Origin of the sequence: Burkholderia sp. AcTa6-5 (assembly GCF_017815075.1) — a bacterium.
GTDB lineage: Bacteria > Pseudomonadota > Gammaproteobacteria > Burkholderiales > Burkholderiaceae > Burkholderia > Burkholderia sola.
This window is the reverse complement of the sequence record NZ_JAGIQE010000002.1, coordinates 118,757-133,170: the sequence shown is the minus strand read 5'-3', so window position 1 is coordinate 133,170 and position 14,414 is coordinate 118,757. Positions and strand designations below refer to the sequence as shown.

Sequence of the window (14,414 nt, the reverse complement as noted above, 5' to 3'; positions counted from 1 at the left end):
GCAACTGATTCAACCCGCCAATCGAAGGAGAACATCAATGAACAAGACCTCGCACCTTTCGACGCTGCTCGCCGTCAGCGCGGCTTTCCTGCTTTCCGCTGCCCCGCTCACGAACGCGCACGCCCAAGCCTCGTCGACCGACAGCGGCATGGCGACCGAATCGAACCAGCCTGTCACCGACACATGGATCACGACCAAGGTGAAGGGTGAACTCGCCACCACCAAGGGCGTGGAAAGCACTGACGTCAGCGTGAAGACGGTCGACGGCGTCGTCACGCTCACGGGCGTGCTGCCGACCAAGACCGCCGTGAAGAAGGCCGTCGCCGTGACGCGCGCGGTCAAGGGCGTGAAGCACGTCGACGCATCCGGCCTGAAGGCGAAGGGCTGAGCTACCACGCGGCGGCCGACCGCCGCACTTTTCTCCCCGTACACAAGGAGCACACCATGAACGAAGACAAGATCAAGGGTCAGTGGAAACAGCTCACCGGCAAGCTGAAGGCCAAGTGGGGCAAGCTGACCGACGACGATCTCCAGGTCGCGGAAGGCAATCGCGATTATCTGGCCGGGAAGATCCAGGAGCGTTACGGGATCGCCCGCGACGAAGCCGAGAGGCAGTTGAAGGAATTCGACCGCGAGCTGTAACGCGCCAGTCGTCTCACCCCGCCGCGACGCGCACCGCGTCGCGGCCACGCGGAGGACAACGACATGGGCAAATATCTGATCGCATGGCTGCTCGGTGTACCGATCGGGCTGCTGGTGCTGTTTTATCTGGTCACGCACCTCTTCTGATGCACGTGACGCCCCGTCGACGAAAACGGGCCGACGGCTGACACCAGCCGCCGGCCCGTCTGCTTTCGCATGCTGTATGCGATGCGTCGCGCTTACTTCGCCGCGTTTGCCGTCATCTTGAAGATGCCTTGCGCGTTGCCCGCGTCGAAGCGCAGGTCGGTCACCCAGCGACGCGCCGCCTGGTCGAACGTGCGCTTGCGCGTGATGAACTCGTAGAACGATCCCGGCACGTTGCGCTTGACCGTGCCGCCGTCGCGGGTACGGAACTCGCGCTCGACCGTATCCGCGCGATAGGCCGTCTGGAACACGCGGCCCGAGCGCGAGCGTTCGACTTCCGGCTTCATCGGCCGGCCCTTCGCCTTCTCGTCGTCGGACAGCTTGAACACGTCGGCGACGCGGTCGGTCGCGTGATTGAACGCATTGCCCTCGGTCGCGATCCACGCCATTTCCGCCGATTCCATCAGCAGCGTCTCGTAGTCGAGTTCGTTCGGCACGTCGTGCTGACGCGCGAACGCGCCGACGATCTCCGGCAGCAGCGCATGCGCGGCTTCCAGCGACAGCCAGCCTTCGCGCTCGACTTCCCACAGCAGCGCGACGGCCGCCGGCGACAGCGGATCGCGCGACGAGCCGACGACGTTCGTCACGGCCTGCTGGAATTCCTTCGAGAAGCGCTCCGGATGCAGTTCGCTGACGAAGAACTGCGCGATTTCGTCCGGCGCGTCCTCATGCGCATACGCGCGGCCGGTCATGCCGAGCTTGTCGAGCGGGTAACGGCCGTTCAGGCGAAAGCCGAGCGGCCGCAGGATGCGCGTGAACGCGGCCTCGCCCGGCGGCAGCGCGCCCGTGTGCGGCCAGCGCACCGTGCGCAACGCGCCGTGGTCGAAATAGACCGAGCCGCCGCTTTCGACCGCGTCGGCCGTGTACGCGCGGCCGTTCGCCGAACGCTCGAGCAGCCCTTCGAACAGCGCCATGTTCATCGCCTGCGCGATTTCCGCGCGCGTCACGACGCCGTCTTCCCATTCCTCGAGGATGGCCGGCATGTTCAGGGTGGAGAACAGGGCGTCGGTCTTCGCCTGTCCCAGCAGCTTCGTCAGCAGGCTGTCGATATTCGGATTGCGCATCGGGATTCTCGTGTCGGGGACCGCCGGCAATCGTGCCGGCAACTCGTCGGCCGGCCGCCCCACGAGCGCCTGACCTTGCGTGGGGAGCATTATTCAAAGGGTTGCAGCCGGGCGTAAAGCGAGATTAAATTGATATGTGATGAGTTTTTGGAATTATTGGCCGCTCCCAGCTCCGCCCGCCGGCCCGCACCGGGCAGGTGCGTTCGTCAGACGAATCGAACATCATGCGTAAATTCAAGATTCCCAACATGGGCGCGCTCGTGGCTTTCGAAGCCGCCGCCCGCCACGAGAGCTTCACGCACGCGGCCAAGGAGCTGTTCCTGACCGAAAGCGCGGTGTCGCGGCAGATCGCGACGCTGGAGGCGAGCCTCGGCGTGCGGCTGTTCGCGCGCGTGAAGCAGCGCGTCGTGCTGACGCGCGCCGGCAAGCTATACGGCACGCAGGTGCGGCGCGCGCTGGAAGCGCTCGACCGCGACACGCTGTCGATCATCGCTCATGGCAGCGGCGGCGGTTACCTGGAACTCGCGGTGCTGCCGACCTTCGCGTCGCACTGGCTGATTCCGCGCATCAAGAGCTTCTACGACCGCACGCCGGACGTGCGCGTGAACATGGGCAGCCGCACCGACCTGTTCTCGTTCGAGGACACGCACTTCGAAGCCGCGATCCACTACGGCAAGCCGACCTGGCCCGGCACGTCGTCCGACTACCTGTTCGGCGAGGAAGTCGTGCCGATCTGCGCGCCCGCGCTGCTGAACGGGCCGGTCGAGCGTGTCGAGGATCTGCTCGCGTATCCGCTGCTGCACTCGACGACGCGCCCCGGCGCGTGGGCGCAGTGGTTCGAGACGCACGGCGTCGAGGACATCCGCACGATGCAGGGCGTGCGCTACGAACTGCATACGATGCTGATCAGCGCGGCCGCGGCCGGGCTCGGCGTCGCGCTCGTGCCGAAGTTCTTCGTCGAGGAACAGTTGCAGCAGCTCGGCCTCGTCGTGCCGTGCGATGCGGCAACCGTCGGCGATTCGGCGTACTACCTCGTGTATCCGACCGAGTTCAGCCACAGCAAGCCGCTGGAATCGTTCCGCAGCTGGCTGCTCGAACAGGCGAGCGCGTATGCGGCGCCGGAGCGCGATGCGCACGACGCCGATGCGGAAGATGAGGAAGACGACGAGGACGTCGAGTAACGGCGGCGTCGCACCGGCGTCATCGCGCGGCGGCTGCGCATGCGTGTCGCGACGGCACGTCGGCCGCCACGACCTTCACCAGCCGCGCACGATCGGGCGTTTCCAGCCCGGGACACGCCGTCTCCAGATCGCGGATCACGAGCGTCGCACGCCCGTCGAACCGGCATACGCCGCGGGGTTGCACGGCCGGTAGCCGTAGCCCGCGTCTCGCCTCGTGCTGGTTCGTGAAAACGATCACGCCCGCGCGTTGCGAGCGGGCGGGCAAGCGTCGCGCCGATGCGTCGTCCTCTTCGAACCACACGTCCGACCCGATCGATTCGTCGCCGTAGTCGAGCGCGTAACGCCCCGACAGCGTGATCGTCCGGTCGATCTGCATCGCATGGCAAGCCGGCTCGGCATCCGCCGGGATCGTCTGCGCCCCGGCCGCGAGCGGGCCGCACGCCAGCAAAGATAAAAACAGCGCGCGGGCGCGGCCGGTCATGCTCGAGACATCAATCGCGGGGCGGATCATGGGCAGCGAAGTGCGGATCATCGTGACGAAGACCCGCATTGTCGCGCACCGCGTGCGTTACATGTGCCACTTCACCGTGGCGGTCAGCGTGCGCGGATCGCCGGGCATGTTGTACAGGTCCGCGTTGCCGTGCGCGGAGATGAAGTAGCGGCGATTGAACAGGTTGTCGAGCGTGAGCGTCACGTCGACCTTCTTGCTGCGATAGCCTGCGCCCAGGTTGAACACCGTGAACGACGGCAGCGTGACGAGATCGCTCGCCGACGTATAGCGCGCCGACTGGAACTGCATGCCGGCCGCCGCATAGAAGCCGTATGGCAGCTCGCGCTTGAGCCACAGGTTCGCGCTGTGGCGCGGCATCAGCCCCGGCGTGTTGCTCGACACCGCGAGGCCGGCCGCCGTCGATTGCGCGGAACCGTCCACCGTGCCGTTCAGGTACGCGTAACCCGCATACACCGACCACTTCGGCGCGATCTCGCCGGTGAAGCCGAGCTCCATCCCGCGCACGTGCTGCGTGCCGATCGGCAGCGCGTAGCCGGGATTCGCCGGATCGCCGATCTGCTGGTTGGTCTGGCGCATGTCGAACAGCGCGACGCTGGCCGTCGCCTTGCCGCCGAGGTCGAAGCGCGAGCCGACTTCATACGCGGTGGTCTTCTGTGGCGCGAGCGCGGCGCCGTTCGAGAACGCGCCGGAACTGATCAGCGTGTCGGCCAGCGGCGAGAACGACTGGCTGAACGACCCGTACAGCGTGAGCCAGTCGAGCGGTTCGTAGATCAGCCCGACGCGCGGGCTCCACGCATGATCGGTACGGTCGAGATTGACGTTCGACGACGTGTAGTCGTGGCGGATCTGGTTCAGGTAGTCGAAACGCAGGCCCGCGAGCACCTTCCAGTGTTCGGTCAGCGAGATCAGGTCCTGCGCGTAGACGCCCGCGAGCCCGACGACGGTCGACGCGTTCGTCTTCGCACGCGTGCCGGTCGGCACGCCGGGCAGGACGACCGGCTGCGGATTGAAGAGATCGTAGGTCGCGACCTTCGTCACGCTGTAGATCGTGTCGAACTTCTGCTGCTGCGACAGCTCCAGCCCGTACAGCAGCTCGTGGCGCATGCCGAACAGCGACGTCTTCTGCGTGAGTTCGAACAGCCCGTCGATGCCGTGATCGGTACGCTGGCGCGTCGACTGGTCGAGCGTGACGACCGGGTGCGCGGCAGTCTTGATCGGCTCGTAGTTCACGTAGTTCTTCCGCTCGAGCGAGAAGTCGTACGCGCGGATCGCGCCGTGGAACGACAGCGAATCGTTGAAGCGGTGATCGAGCGACACCGTCGCGCTTTTCGCGGAGACGTCGTTGTACGAACTGTTCACCCCGTCGGCCGACCCGTAGTACGTGTTGATCGGCACGTCGACCGGCCGGCCGCGATACGCGGGCACTCCCTGGTCGGACGTGCGGCGGTCGTGCAGGTAGTCGAATTCGACGTTCAGCACCGTGTCGCGGTCGAGCTTGAACTGCGCGGACGGCGCGATCGCCTGCCGGTTGAGCTGGAACTGGTCGCGGAAGCTGTTCGAATTCTCGGCCGCGCCGGTCATGCGGAAGCGCGCCGCGTCGTTCGGGTTCCACCCGAGGTCGAATTCGCCGCGCCGCTCGCCGCGCGTGCCGAGCGTCACGCCCACGTCGTTCACCGGGTTCGCCTGCGGCCGCTTCAGCACGCGATTCACGATGCCGCCCGCCGAGCCGCGCCCGTACAGCACGGCCGCCGGCCCCTTCAGCACCTCCACGCGATCGACGTTCGACAGGTCGCGGTAGTACAACGCATCGTCGCGAATGCCGTCGACGTACTGGTCCGTGATGCTGTTGAAGCCGCGGATCGTGATCTGGTCGCGCTGGCCGTCGCCGACCGAGAAGCCGACGCCCGGCACGTTGCGCAACGCGTCCTGCAGCGACGTCGCGTTCTGATCCTCGATCACCGCGTGCGGCACGACGTTCACGGTCTGCGGCACGTCCATCAGCGACATGTCGGTCTTGGTCGCCGCGCGCGAATGGCCGCCGTCGTACGACGCATGCTCGGCGGCCGCGTTGACGGAAATCGCGGGCAGGGTCGCCGCGGCGTCGGCCGCCTGCGCAAACGAAGTGCGGGCGCCGGCCAGCGACGTGGCGATCAGAAGCGCATGGCACGCGCTCGTGTTGAGTTTCATCGTGAACGTGGAAGGGGGTGAAGAAAACGGCGAACGGCCGGCGCGTATCGCTGCCGGCCGGCGCAACCGGCACGAAAAAAGCCGTGACGCCCCGTCACGGCCCGTAATGCGGCGAAATAATAAACGAGAATGATTCGTGTTTTTAATTAATTTTCATCGTGTCGCCTGCCCGCAACGTGAACGCTTATCGCGCCCCGCATTCCTGACGAATGCCTTTCTATTCAGGCCATTTGGCGGCCCGAATCGCAATGAAAAAGAAAGCATTGGATCAGTCGCCTCATGCGGCAACGATCGGTAAAAGGCGGGATTCGGGAGGGCGACGGAGAAGCTGGGAAGGATCACGAAGGATCGGGACAAGCAGGCGGGACGGATTCAATAGTCCGGTGTGCGCCGGACCGGGCAACCCCGGCCCGGCGCTCCGGCCAGCCGACCTCGCATCGGCGGCGCGGCGGATCTTCTTCTGTTCTTCACTACGTCTGCTCTCAGGTTCACTGCATTTTTTTCCTCACCGCGTCGGGCCATTATCCGCTCAATCCTGCCGAAGTAAAACGTTTGCGGTTGCACTCAAGCTGTTATACCGGCGATTCGGCAACAGTCTTTCCAAATGCTTACGGTAATTGCGACACGATTCCCTCTGTGTTGCATTCGTCGCCACGTTCCTTTTAAATGGAACTGGTTCCATTCGTTGAATCGGCCATGTTCGTGCGTGACGCGCGCTCGCGTGCGCGTCATGATGCCGATTCAGGATCGAGGATCATTCCGTTCAGGATTCGCATCGCCCGTCCTTCCCGGACACCCCGTCAAACGAGACCGTCATGCCCGATTCCGCCTCCCTGCAGCACCTGTTTCCCGCATTACAGGACATCCCCGCCGAATTCCGGCTGGCTTCGCCGATTCACCAGCGCGTGTCGCTCGTCGACGGCGAATTGCGACCGTGGGACGGCGCGACCAAGACCGTGCTGTCGCCCGTGTGCGTGCGGCAGGCGGATGGCAGCGTCGAGCAGGTCGAGATCGGCAGCTACCCGGTGATGGGCGAAACGGAAAGCGACGCGGCGCTCGACGCCGCGGTGCGCGCGTACGACGCCGGCCGCGGCGAGTGGCCGACGATGAAGGTCGAGCAGCGCATCGCGTGCATGCAGGACTTCATCAAGCGGATGGTCGCGCAGCGCGAACTCGTCGTGAACCTGATCATGTGGGAGATCGGCAAGAGCCTCGCCGATTCGCAGAAGGAGTTCGACCGCACCGTCACGTACATGACGCAGACGATCGACGCGCTGAAGGAGCTCGACAACGCGAACTCGCGCTTCGTGATCGCGGAAGGCACGATCGGCCAGATCCGCCGCACGCCGCTCGGCGTCGTGCTGTGCATGGGCCCGTACAACTATCCGCTGAACGAAACCTTCGCGACGCTGATCCCCGCGCTGCTGATGGGCAATACCGTGGTGTTCAAGCCGCCGCAATACGGCACGCTGCTGTTCGAGCCGCTGCTCGAAGCGTTCCGCGACGCGTTCCCGAAGGGCGTGATCAATACGATCTACGCGCCGGGCGCGGTGGTCGTGCCGCACATGCTCGCGTCGGGCAAGATCAACGTGCTCGCGCTGATCGGCTCGAGCAAGGTCGCCGATCACCTGAAGAAGCAGCATCCGAAGTCGCACCGGCTGCGCGCGATCCTCGGCCTCGACGCGAAGAACGCGGCGATCGTGCTGCCCGACGCCGATCTCGACCTCACCGTGAAGGAGTGCCTGCTCGGCGCGCTGTCGTTCAACGGCCAGCGCTGTACCGCGCTGAAGATGCTGCTCGTGCATCGCTCGATCGTCGACGAATTCCTGAAGCGCTTCACCGCCGCGCTCGAACAGCTGAAGATCGGCATGCCGTGGGAAAAGGGCGTCAGCATCACGCCGTTGCCCGGCATGCATCGCACCGCGTACATGACCGACGCGATCGACGACGCGAGGGCGTTGGGCGCGCAGGTCGTCAACCATCAGGGCGGCGAGTTCAGCAAGACGCTGTTCTACCCGGCCGTCGTGTATCCGGTGTCCGAAGGGATGAAGCTGTACCGCGAGGAGCAGTTCGGGCCGATCATTCCGGTCGCGCCGTTCGACGACGTGGACACCGCGCTCGACTACGTGACGACGTCGGAACACGGCCAGCAGGTCAGCATCTTCGGTTCGGATCCCGCGCAGATCGGCGCGCTCGTCGATCCGCTCGTGAACCAGGTATGCCGCGTGAACATCAATTGCCAGTGCCAGCGGGGGCCCGACGTGTTCCCGTTCGCGGGCCGCAAGGATTCGGCGGAAGGCACGCTGTCGGTGAGCGATGCGCTGCGCGCGTTCTCGATCCGCTCGATGGTCGCGGCGAAGCAGACCGACAGCAGCAAGCAGCTGCTCGATTCGATCGTGTCGGATCACCACTCGAAGTTCATCAATACGGGCTTCATTTTCTGAAGCGGTATTGATCGATGCCGGCGCCTCCGTCGCACGTCGGTGCGGCGGAGGGATGCCGGCACATGTCGGCTAGACGTTCGTCGCCAACAGCCGAAACCCCGCCACCCCGAACACGACAGCCAGACACGCTTCCATCGCGCGCCGCCCGCGCACGTACAACCGGCGCGCACCGTCCATCGAGAACACCAGCGCATAGCCGCCGAACACCAGGCAGCCGATCGCGAGGCAGCCCGGCACGACGGCGCCGTGCGCGCCGCCCGCGCCGTTCGACGACAGCGCGACGATCGACACCCACACGAGAATCGCCTTCGGATTGGTCAGGTGCAGCATCGCGCCGCGCACGTAGAAGCGCGACAGCCGCTGCTCGCGCGCGGCGTTCGCCGCTGCCGCCGGCGGGCCGGACAACGCCGTGCGCGCCGACTTGAACGCGAGCCACAGCAGGTACAGCCCGCCGAACACCTTGATCGCGACCAGCAGCTTCGACCACGCGAGCAGCGCGGCCGAGACGCCGAGCGCCGCCACCGTCGCCCAGAACATCGACCCCGACATTACGCCGAGCGCGAACGCGAACGCCGCCTTGCGGCCCTGGTTCGCGGCGACCGACATGATCGCGAGATTGCTCGGCCCGGGACTGGCCGTGCCGATGAAATACGCGGTGTAGGCAAGCAACAGGTTGGCGGAGAAGAAGGCGTGGACGTTCATGTCGAAGCTCGCGGAGACGATCGGGAGATTGTTGGCAAACCTGCGCCGTCTGCCCATGGACAATTGCACGGCAATTCGCTGGGCCAGTTGTGTGGCCATGCAACCAGTCGCCACGCCCGGACCGTCTCTGTTTTGAAACAACTGGCGCATTCGCCGCCGGTTCGCGCGATGCGGCGGCGGGCGCTCCATGCAGTCGTTTCCCGTCGGCGAACGCACGACGGGCGTGGCCGAACCACCCGGCACGCGCCGTTGCGGCCTTTCGCCGGCAGAAACGCGCGACGCGCCCGATGCCCGCGTTACGTTACATCCGTGAAGCATTTCGCATCGTCGCACCGCTTCCGGCGTCCAATACCGTCTGCCTGCAGCCGATAGACACGCTCTTCGATCGCCTGCGCGATCCAGTCCCGACGGGACTCGCCGCGCGATGCCGGATCGCGGCTCAACATTACTCAACAATCGCGCGGCGGCGCTGGTACGGAATCTGCATTCCGTTCGGGCAGAAGCCGCGCCCGTTACCGCGCGGACATGAATTCACCCTCGGGCGCTCCCCGGATCCGCCCGTACGACATGCACACGCAACGAGGCTCTCCATGGATGCGCAGCCCAACTCGTCCGATTCGTCGTTCCAGCTCTTCCTCGCGAAGGTGCTCGAACAGCCGCTGCCCGACTGGACCGAAAAACAGCAGATGGAACTCGAGATGGCGCACACGCTGTCGACGCAAATGGTCACGCTCGCCGAAGACATGCGCGGCCGCACGCCCGATCTCGCGCGCTGCCTCGTGCTGCTGCGCTACGCGAAGGTGCTCGACTTCATGCTGACGTCGCTCGCCGCGCATCGCGACATTCATCCGCAGACACTGCGCACGCTGTTCCGGCTCGCGAACCTGAAGGTCGACGACGCGTATCCGGTGTAAGCCGGCGCAACGGACCGGAGGCCGCGCACGTCCCTTGCGGCCACGCCGGCCAGGCGCGATTCGCCTCCGCACACGCACGGCCCGCCTGCTCCTGCGCGCAAACGGCGGTACAATCGCGCGCCATGAACGCACTTCGCCGCTTCCTGCTCCGGCCAGGCGTCGCGCGACAGTGGCTGTGGGGGTTGCTCCTCGTGACGCTGCTGTCCCGCGCGCTGATGTCGGGCGCCGTGATGCTCGATCCGGACGGTCCGGAGGCGGGCTCGGTGGTGCTGTGTTCGGGCCGCGGTCCGCTGATCGTCGCCGGCGCCGCACTGGCCGCCCGCTTCGACGCGAGCGCGCCGATCACGCCGGCCAACGATGCGCTCGCGCTCGTCGATGCACTCAAGCATGACGCGCACGCCGACAAGCCCGCGTCCTCCGGCGACGGCGACGGCCTGTGCGCATTCGGCGCCGCGCTGTTCACCGCGCTCGCGTCGTTCGTGCTGCTGGTGCTGCTGTTTCCCGCGGCGGCGCCGCGGCGCTTCCGCGTTCACTTCTACAGCCCTCCTTTCGTGCGATCGATATTCGACGATCGCCCGCCCTCCCGCGCGCCTCCCCGGTTCTGCTGAACGTTCCGTCCTGTGACGCATGCACGTCGCCGTGCATGCGCGTTCACGCCGTTCGTTTCGCCCGACCTGATTCACGCGTTCACCCGCATGCCCGCGTCGCGCGGGCGACGCCGCCCTGCGCCCCGTTTGCGCAGCGCGCGGTGCCGCCTGCCGCGCCGACGCATGCACGCGGGTGCGACGCACGTTGACGGCCGCCGGCCCGCGCCGGCCCCGCCGCTCGACGAACCCGAGGAGTTCATACCATGTCGACCATCGTCGATAGGGCCATCTCGCCCGCCCGTTCCGCCAGCGCCGGTTACCGGACGCTCTGGCGCTGGCATTTCTATGCCGGCCTGTTCGTGATGCCGTTCCTCGTGATCCTCGCGATCACGGGCACGCTCTACTGCTTCCAGCCGCAGATCGAGCCGCTGCTGTATCCGCACCGGCTGGTCGTCGAACCGCGCGCGACGCCGCGGCTCGATGCCGACACGCTGCTCGCTCGCGCCCGCACCGCGATGCCGGCCGGCGCGACGCCGGTTTCCGTGCAAGTCTCCGCCGCGCCGGACCGCAGCGCCGAGTACGTTTTCCGGTTGCGCGACGGCAGCCGCGAGAGCGTGTACGTGAACCCGTACGACGGCCGCGTGCTCGGCACGCTGAGCGTCGAGAACCGCTTCATGCAGGTCGACCGGATGTTGCATCGCAAGCTGCTGCTCGGCAAGACCGGCGAGTTGCTGATGGAACTCGCCGCCTGCTGGACCCTCGTGATGATCGGCACGGGCATCGCGCTGTGGTGGCCGCGCGGCGCGGCACGCGTCGGGCGCGCGCTGCAGCCCGACCTGTCGCTGCGCGGCCGGCCGCTGTGGAAGAGCATTCACGCGACGGCCGGCATCTGGCTCGCGGCCGGCACGATCGCGTTCATCCTGTCCGGGCTGCCGTGGTCGGGCTCGTGGGGCAAGAACTTCAAGGCGCTCGCCGCGACCGTGAACCTCGGCGCGCCGGAAGGCGCGTGGGGCGGTGCGTCGGTGCGCTCGACGCGCCCGGGCGCCGCCGCGGTGGCCGACACTGCGCGTGCGCCGGCCGCCATCCCGTCCGGCCATCACCACGAATCGGACGAATCGATGCCCGGGATGGTGATGGACGACTTGCCGTTGCCGCAAACGCCGTGGGCGGTCGGCAACGTGCCCGTCCCGCATTCAACGTCCGCGCCGACGCCCGCGCCGCTGCCGCTAGGCCGCGCGATCGCGATCGTCGCCGGGCTCGGCGTGACGAGCGGCTACACGCTCGCGCTGCCGGCCGGCGCGGACGGCGTGTTCACCGCGTCGTACTTTCCGGCCGACCCGAAGGCGGAACGCACGATCTACGTCGACCAGTACAGCGGCGCCGTGCTGAAGGACATCCGCTATGACGACTACGGCGCGGTATCGCGCGCGGTGTCGTACGGCACGTCGCTGCACATGGGCCGTTATTTCGGGCTCGCGAACCAGATCCTCTGCGCGGTGCTGTCGCTCGGGCTGGCCGCGATGGCCGTCACGGGCACCGTGATGTGGTGGAAGCGCCGCCCGGCCCGGACGCTGGGCGCACCGTCGCGCGAACGCGGCGCGCCGCCGATGCGCGGCTGGATCGCCGGGCTCGTGCTGCTCGGCATCGTGTTCCCGTTGATGGGGCTGACGATCGTCGCGGTCTGGTTGCTCGACCGGCTGCTGTTCGGCCGCGCGGCACGCGCCGCGGCGTGACCGACGCAAGCGCTTCCCCCATTCGAAGGAAACCGAAGCAATGAAGTTCAGATTGATGCTGCCTGCTGCCGTGCTCGCGGCGCTGTCGCCGGCCGGGCACGCACACGCACAGGAAAACGGCGTCGACGGCAGCGGCGCCACGCTCGCACCGATTCGCGTCGACGCGCAGAAGGCGCCCGCGCTGATGCAACCGCTCGACACCGGCAGCCATCTCGGGCTGTCGTCGCTCGAAACGCCCGCGAGCGTCGAGCAGATCAGCCGCGCGACACTCGACACGCGCGGCGACCGTTCGATCATCGACGCCGTGAGCCGCGCCGCCGGCATCAGCGCGTCGCCGCATCCCGGCAACGGCAACTCGGAGCTCGCCGCGCGCGGCTTCGTCGGCGCGTCGTCGGTCACGCAGCTCTACGACGGCGTGCGCCCGTACGGCGCGATCGGCGTCACGTTCCCGTTCGACACGTGGTCGGTCGACCATATCGACGTGCTGCGCGGCCCCGCTTCGGTGATCTACGGCGAAGGCGCGATCGGCGGCGTGATCAACATCGTCCCGAAGAAGCCGACACGCACGCCGATCCGCAACGAACTGCAGGTCGGCGGCGGCACCGAAGGCACCGCGCGGGCCGCGTTCGGCAGCGGCGGCGCGATCAACGACAGGCTGTCGTACCGCTTCGACATCAGCGGCAACCGATCGTCGAACTGGGTCGATCACGGCAATTCGCGCAACCTGTCGGTCTCCGGCGCGCTGCGTTACGACGTGACGCCCGACCTGTTCGTGACGGCGTCGTACGCGCAGGGCTTCATGCATCCGATGCAGTACTTCGGCGTGCCGCTCGTCAACGGTGCGCGCGATCGCGGGCTCGACAAGAAGAACTACAACGTGGGCGACGCCGACATCGCGTTCCGCGACAGTTGGGCGACCGTCTCGGCGAACTGGCAGCCGAGCGACAGCCTGAACGTGACGAGCACGCTCTACCGGATGAAGAGCAACCGTCACTGGAAGGATGCGGAGTACTACACGTACCTGCCATCGAGCGCGCAAGTCCGGCGCAGCAGCTACACCGAGATCTTTCACGACCAGGAGCAATACGGCAACGTGACGACGGCCACCGTCGGCGGCGCGCTGTTCGGCATGCGCAACACGTTTTCGGCGGGCGTCGAGTTCAACCACACGACGTTCCAGCACGACAACAACTCGCCGTATGCGGGCACGTCGACGGTCGATCCGTTCGACTTCGATCCGGGCAGCTTCATCAATACGGCCGGCACGTTTCCGAAGTACCGCAGCCAGTCGAACCAGTACGCGCTGTTCGCGGAGAACCGGCTCGAGATCACGCCGCGCTGGTCGGTGATCGGCGGGCTGCGCTACGACCACGCGAGCGTGAACCGCGACGATCTCGTGAACGGCGGCGCGTTCACGAAGGTGTTCGCGAACACCGGCTGGCGCATCGGCACCGTGTACGACGTGCAGCCCGGCCTCGCCGTGTACGGCCAGTATTCGGTCGCGGCCGATCCGGTCAGCTCGCTGCTGTCGCTGAATGCGTCGAAGGCGAACTTCACGCTCGCGACCGGCCGGCAGATCGAGATCGGCGTGAAGCAGTCGTTCCTCGACGGCAAGGCGGAATGGACGCTCGCCGCGTACCGGATCGTGAAGCGCAACCTGCTGACGGCCGACCCGGTGAACCCGAACCAGTCGATCCAGGTCGGCCAGCAGTCGTCGCGCGGGCTCGAGGCGACGGTCGGCGCGGAGATCGCGAAGGACTGGCGCGTCGATGCGAACGTGTCGATCCTGCGCGCGAAATACGACGATTTCCAGCAGTCGTCCGGCGGCACGGCCGTGTCGCGCGCGGGCAACGTGCCGGTGTCGGTGCCGCAGCGGCTCGCGAACCTGTGGGTGAGCTGGCGCTTTGCGCCAGACTGGACGGGTATCGCAGGCGTGAAATACGTCGGCAAGCGGTTCGCCGATACCGCGAACCAGCTCGTGATGCCGTCGTACACGACCGTCGATCTCGGCCTCGCATGGAAGCCGCGCAAGGACACGACGATCACCGCCCGCGCGTACAACGTGTTCAATCGCCGCTACGTGCAGTCCGCGTACTACAACGAAACGCAGTATCTGCTCGGCAACGACCGGCGGTTCGAGGTGCTGGCGAACTACCGGTTCTGATGCGGCGCGCCGGCGCGCAACGGGTGCGCGGCGGCGGGCCGGTCAGTGTCCGGTCGCGCCGCTGCCAGCCCGCCCGCGCCC

The 14,414-nt window shown here is 66.8% G+C and carries 12 protein-coding genes; 8 read left to right on the top strand and 4 right to left on the bottom strand.

Features of this window, described 5'->3' with window-relative positions:
* The first annotated feature begins 37 nt into the window (after positions 1-37).
* Complete coding sequence (locus J8I33_RS03460) at positions 38-388, top strand: BON domain-containing protein (RefSeq protein ID WP_050017278.1); 351 nt, start codon at positions 38-40, stop codon at positions 386-388.
* Between the two features lie 56 nt (positions 389-444).
* Positions 445-642, top strand: a complete 198-nt coding sequence (locus tag J8I33_RS03455) for a CsbD family protein (RefSeq protein ID WP_050017279.1) — start codon at positions 445-447, stop codon at positions 640-642.
* Between the two features lie 239 nt (positions 643-881).
* Here the strand turns inward: J8I33_RS03455 and J8I33_RS03450 are convergent, their stop codons facing one another.
* Positions 882-1,910 (bottom strand): DUF1338 domain-containing protein, encoded by a 1,029-nt coding sequence (locus tag J8I33_RS03450; protein ID WP_050017280.1) that lies wholly within the window; start codon positions 1,908-1,910, stop codon positions 882-884.
* Between the two features lie 224 nt (positions 1,911-2,134).
* Here J8I33_RS03450 and J8I33_RS03445 point away from each other — a divergent pair, with 224 nt between their 5' ends.
* Entirely contained in the window at positions 2,135-3,091 is a 957-nt protein-coding gene (locus J8I33_RS03445; protein ID WP_124594199.1) for a LysR family transcriptional regulator, read from the top strand.
* A 19-nt stretch (positions 3,092-3,110) separates the two neighbouring features.
* Here the strand turns inward: J8I33_RS03445 and J8I33_RS03440 are convergent, their stop codons facing one another.
* Together J8I33_RS03440 and J8I33_RS03435 are read right to left on the bottom strand one after the other, a co-directional pair.
* Positions 3,111-3,572 (bottom strand): hypothetical protein, encoded by a 462-nt coding sequence (locus tag J8I33_RS03440; RefSeq protein ID WP_050017290.1) that lies wholly within the window; start codon positions 3,570-3,572, stop codon positions 3,111-3,113.
* Between the two features lie 87 nt (positions 3,573-3,659).
* Entirely contained in the window at positions 3,660-5,789 is a 2,130-nt protein-coding gene (locus tag J8I33_RS03435) for a TonB-dependent siderophore receptor (RefSeq protein ID WP_050017282.1), read from the bottom strand.
* A gap of 815 nt (positions 5,790-6,604) precedes the next feature.
* Here J8I33_RS03435 and J8I33_RS03430 point away from each other — a divergent pair.
* Positions 6,605-8,233 carry an NADP-dependent glyceraldehyde-3-phosphate dehydrogenase gene (locus tag J8I33_RS03430; protein ID WP_050017283.1) on the top strand — a complete coding sequence of 543 codons (1,629 nt, stop codon included), beginning with the start codon at positions 6,605-6,607 and terminating at the stop codon, positions 8,231-8,233.
* Between the two features lie 69 nt (positions 8,234-8,302).
* On the opposite strand, the gene J8I33_RS03425 is transcribed toward J8I33_RS03430, so the two are convergent.
* Positions 8,303-8,935 carry a LysE family translocator gene (locus tag J8I33_RS03425; RefSeq protein ID WP_204384040.1) on the bottom strand — a complete coding sequence of 211 codons (633 nt, stop codon included), beginning with the start codon at positions 8,933-8,935 and terminating at the stop codon, positions 8,303-8,305.
* A 590-nt stretch (positions 8,936-9,525) separates the two neighbouring features.
* Here J8I33_RS03425 and J8I33_RS03420 point away from each other — a divergent pair.
* From J8I33_RS03420 to J8I33_RS03405, 4 genes are all read left to right on the top strand, one after another.
* Positions 9,526-9,849, top strand: coding sequence for a hypothetical protein (locus J8I33_RS03420; protein ID WP_050018102.1), 324 nt, complete (start codon positions 9,526-9,528; stop codon positions 9,847-9,849).
* A 122-nt stretch (positions 9,850-9,971) separates the two neighbouring features.
* Positions 9,972-10,457 carry a DUF2946 family protein gene (locus J8I33_RS03415; protein WP_089488997.1) on the top strand — a complete coding sequence of 162 codons (486 nt, stop codon included), beginning with the start codon at positions 9,972-9,974 and terminating at the stop codon, positions 10,455-10,457.
* A 242-nt stretch (positions 10,458-10,699) separates the two neighbouring features.
* On the top strand, positions 10,700-12,169 hold the full coding sequence (locus J8I33_RS03410; protein WP_209933172.1) for a PepSY domain-containing protein: 1,470 nt from the start codon (positions 10,700-10,702) through the stop codon (positions 12,167-12,169).
* Between the two features lie 40 nt (positions 12,170-12,209).
* The gene (locus J8I33_RS03405; protein ID WP_209933168.1) at positions 12,210-14,333 is read left to right on the top strand and encodes a TonB-dependent receptor; all 2,124 of its coding nucleotides are present in this window, start codon (positions 12,210-12,212) and stop codon (positions 14,331-14,333) included.
* The last annotated feature ends 81 nt before the right edge of the window (positions 14,334-14,414 follow it).

Coding starts and splice junctions, on each gene's coding strand:
- J8I33_RS03460 (WP_050017278.1), top strand. CDS start 38: ATGAACAAGACCTCGCACCTTTCGACGCTGCTCGCCGTCAGCGCGGCT.
- J8I33_RS03455 (WP_050017279.1), top strand. CDS start 445: ATGAACGAAGACAAGATCAAGGGTCAGTGGAAACAGCTCACCGGCAAG.
- J8I33_RS03450 (WP_050017280.1), bottom strand. CDS start 1,910: ATGCGCAATCCGAATATCGACAGCCTGCTGACGAAGCTGCTGGGACAG.
- J8I33_RS03445 (WP_124594199.1), top strand. CDS start 2,135: ATGCGTAAATTCAAGATTCCCAACATGGGCGCGCTCGTGGCTTTCGAA.
- J8I33_RS03440 (WP_050017290.1), bottom strand. CDS start 3,572: ATGACCGGCCGCGCCCGCGCGCTGTTTTTATCTTTGCTGGCGTGCGGC.
- J8I33_RS03435 (WP_050017282.1), bottom strand. CDS start 5,789: ATGAAACTCAACACGAGCGCGTGCCATGCGCTTCTGATCGCCACGTCG.
- J8I33_RS03430 (WP_050017283.1), top strand. CDS start 6,605: ATGCCCGATTCCGCCTCCCTGCAGCACCTGTTTCCCGCATTACAGGAC.
- J8I33_RS03425 (WP_204384040.1), bottom strand. CDS start 8,935: ATGAACGTCCACGCCTTCTTCTCCGCCAACCTGTTGCTTGCCTACACC.
- J8I33_RS03420 (WP_050018102.1), top strand. CDS start 9,526: ATGGATGCGCAGCCCAACTCGTCCGATTCGTCGTTCCAGCTCTTCCTC.
- J8I33_RS03415 (WP_089488997.1), top strand. CDS start 9,972: ATGAACGCACTTCGCCGCTTCCTGCTCCGGCCAGGCGTCGCGCGACAG.
- J8I33_RS03410 (WP_209933172.1), top strand. CDS start 10,700: ATGTCGACCATCGTCGATAGGGCCATCTCGCCCGCCCGTTCCGCCAGC.
- J8I33_RS03405 (WP_209933168.1), top strand. CDS start 12,210: ATGAAGTTCAGATTGATGCTGCCTGCTGCCGTGCTCGCGGCGCTGTCG.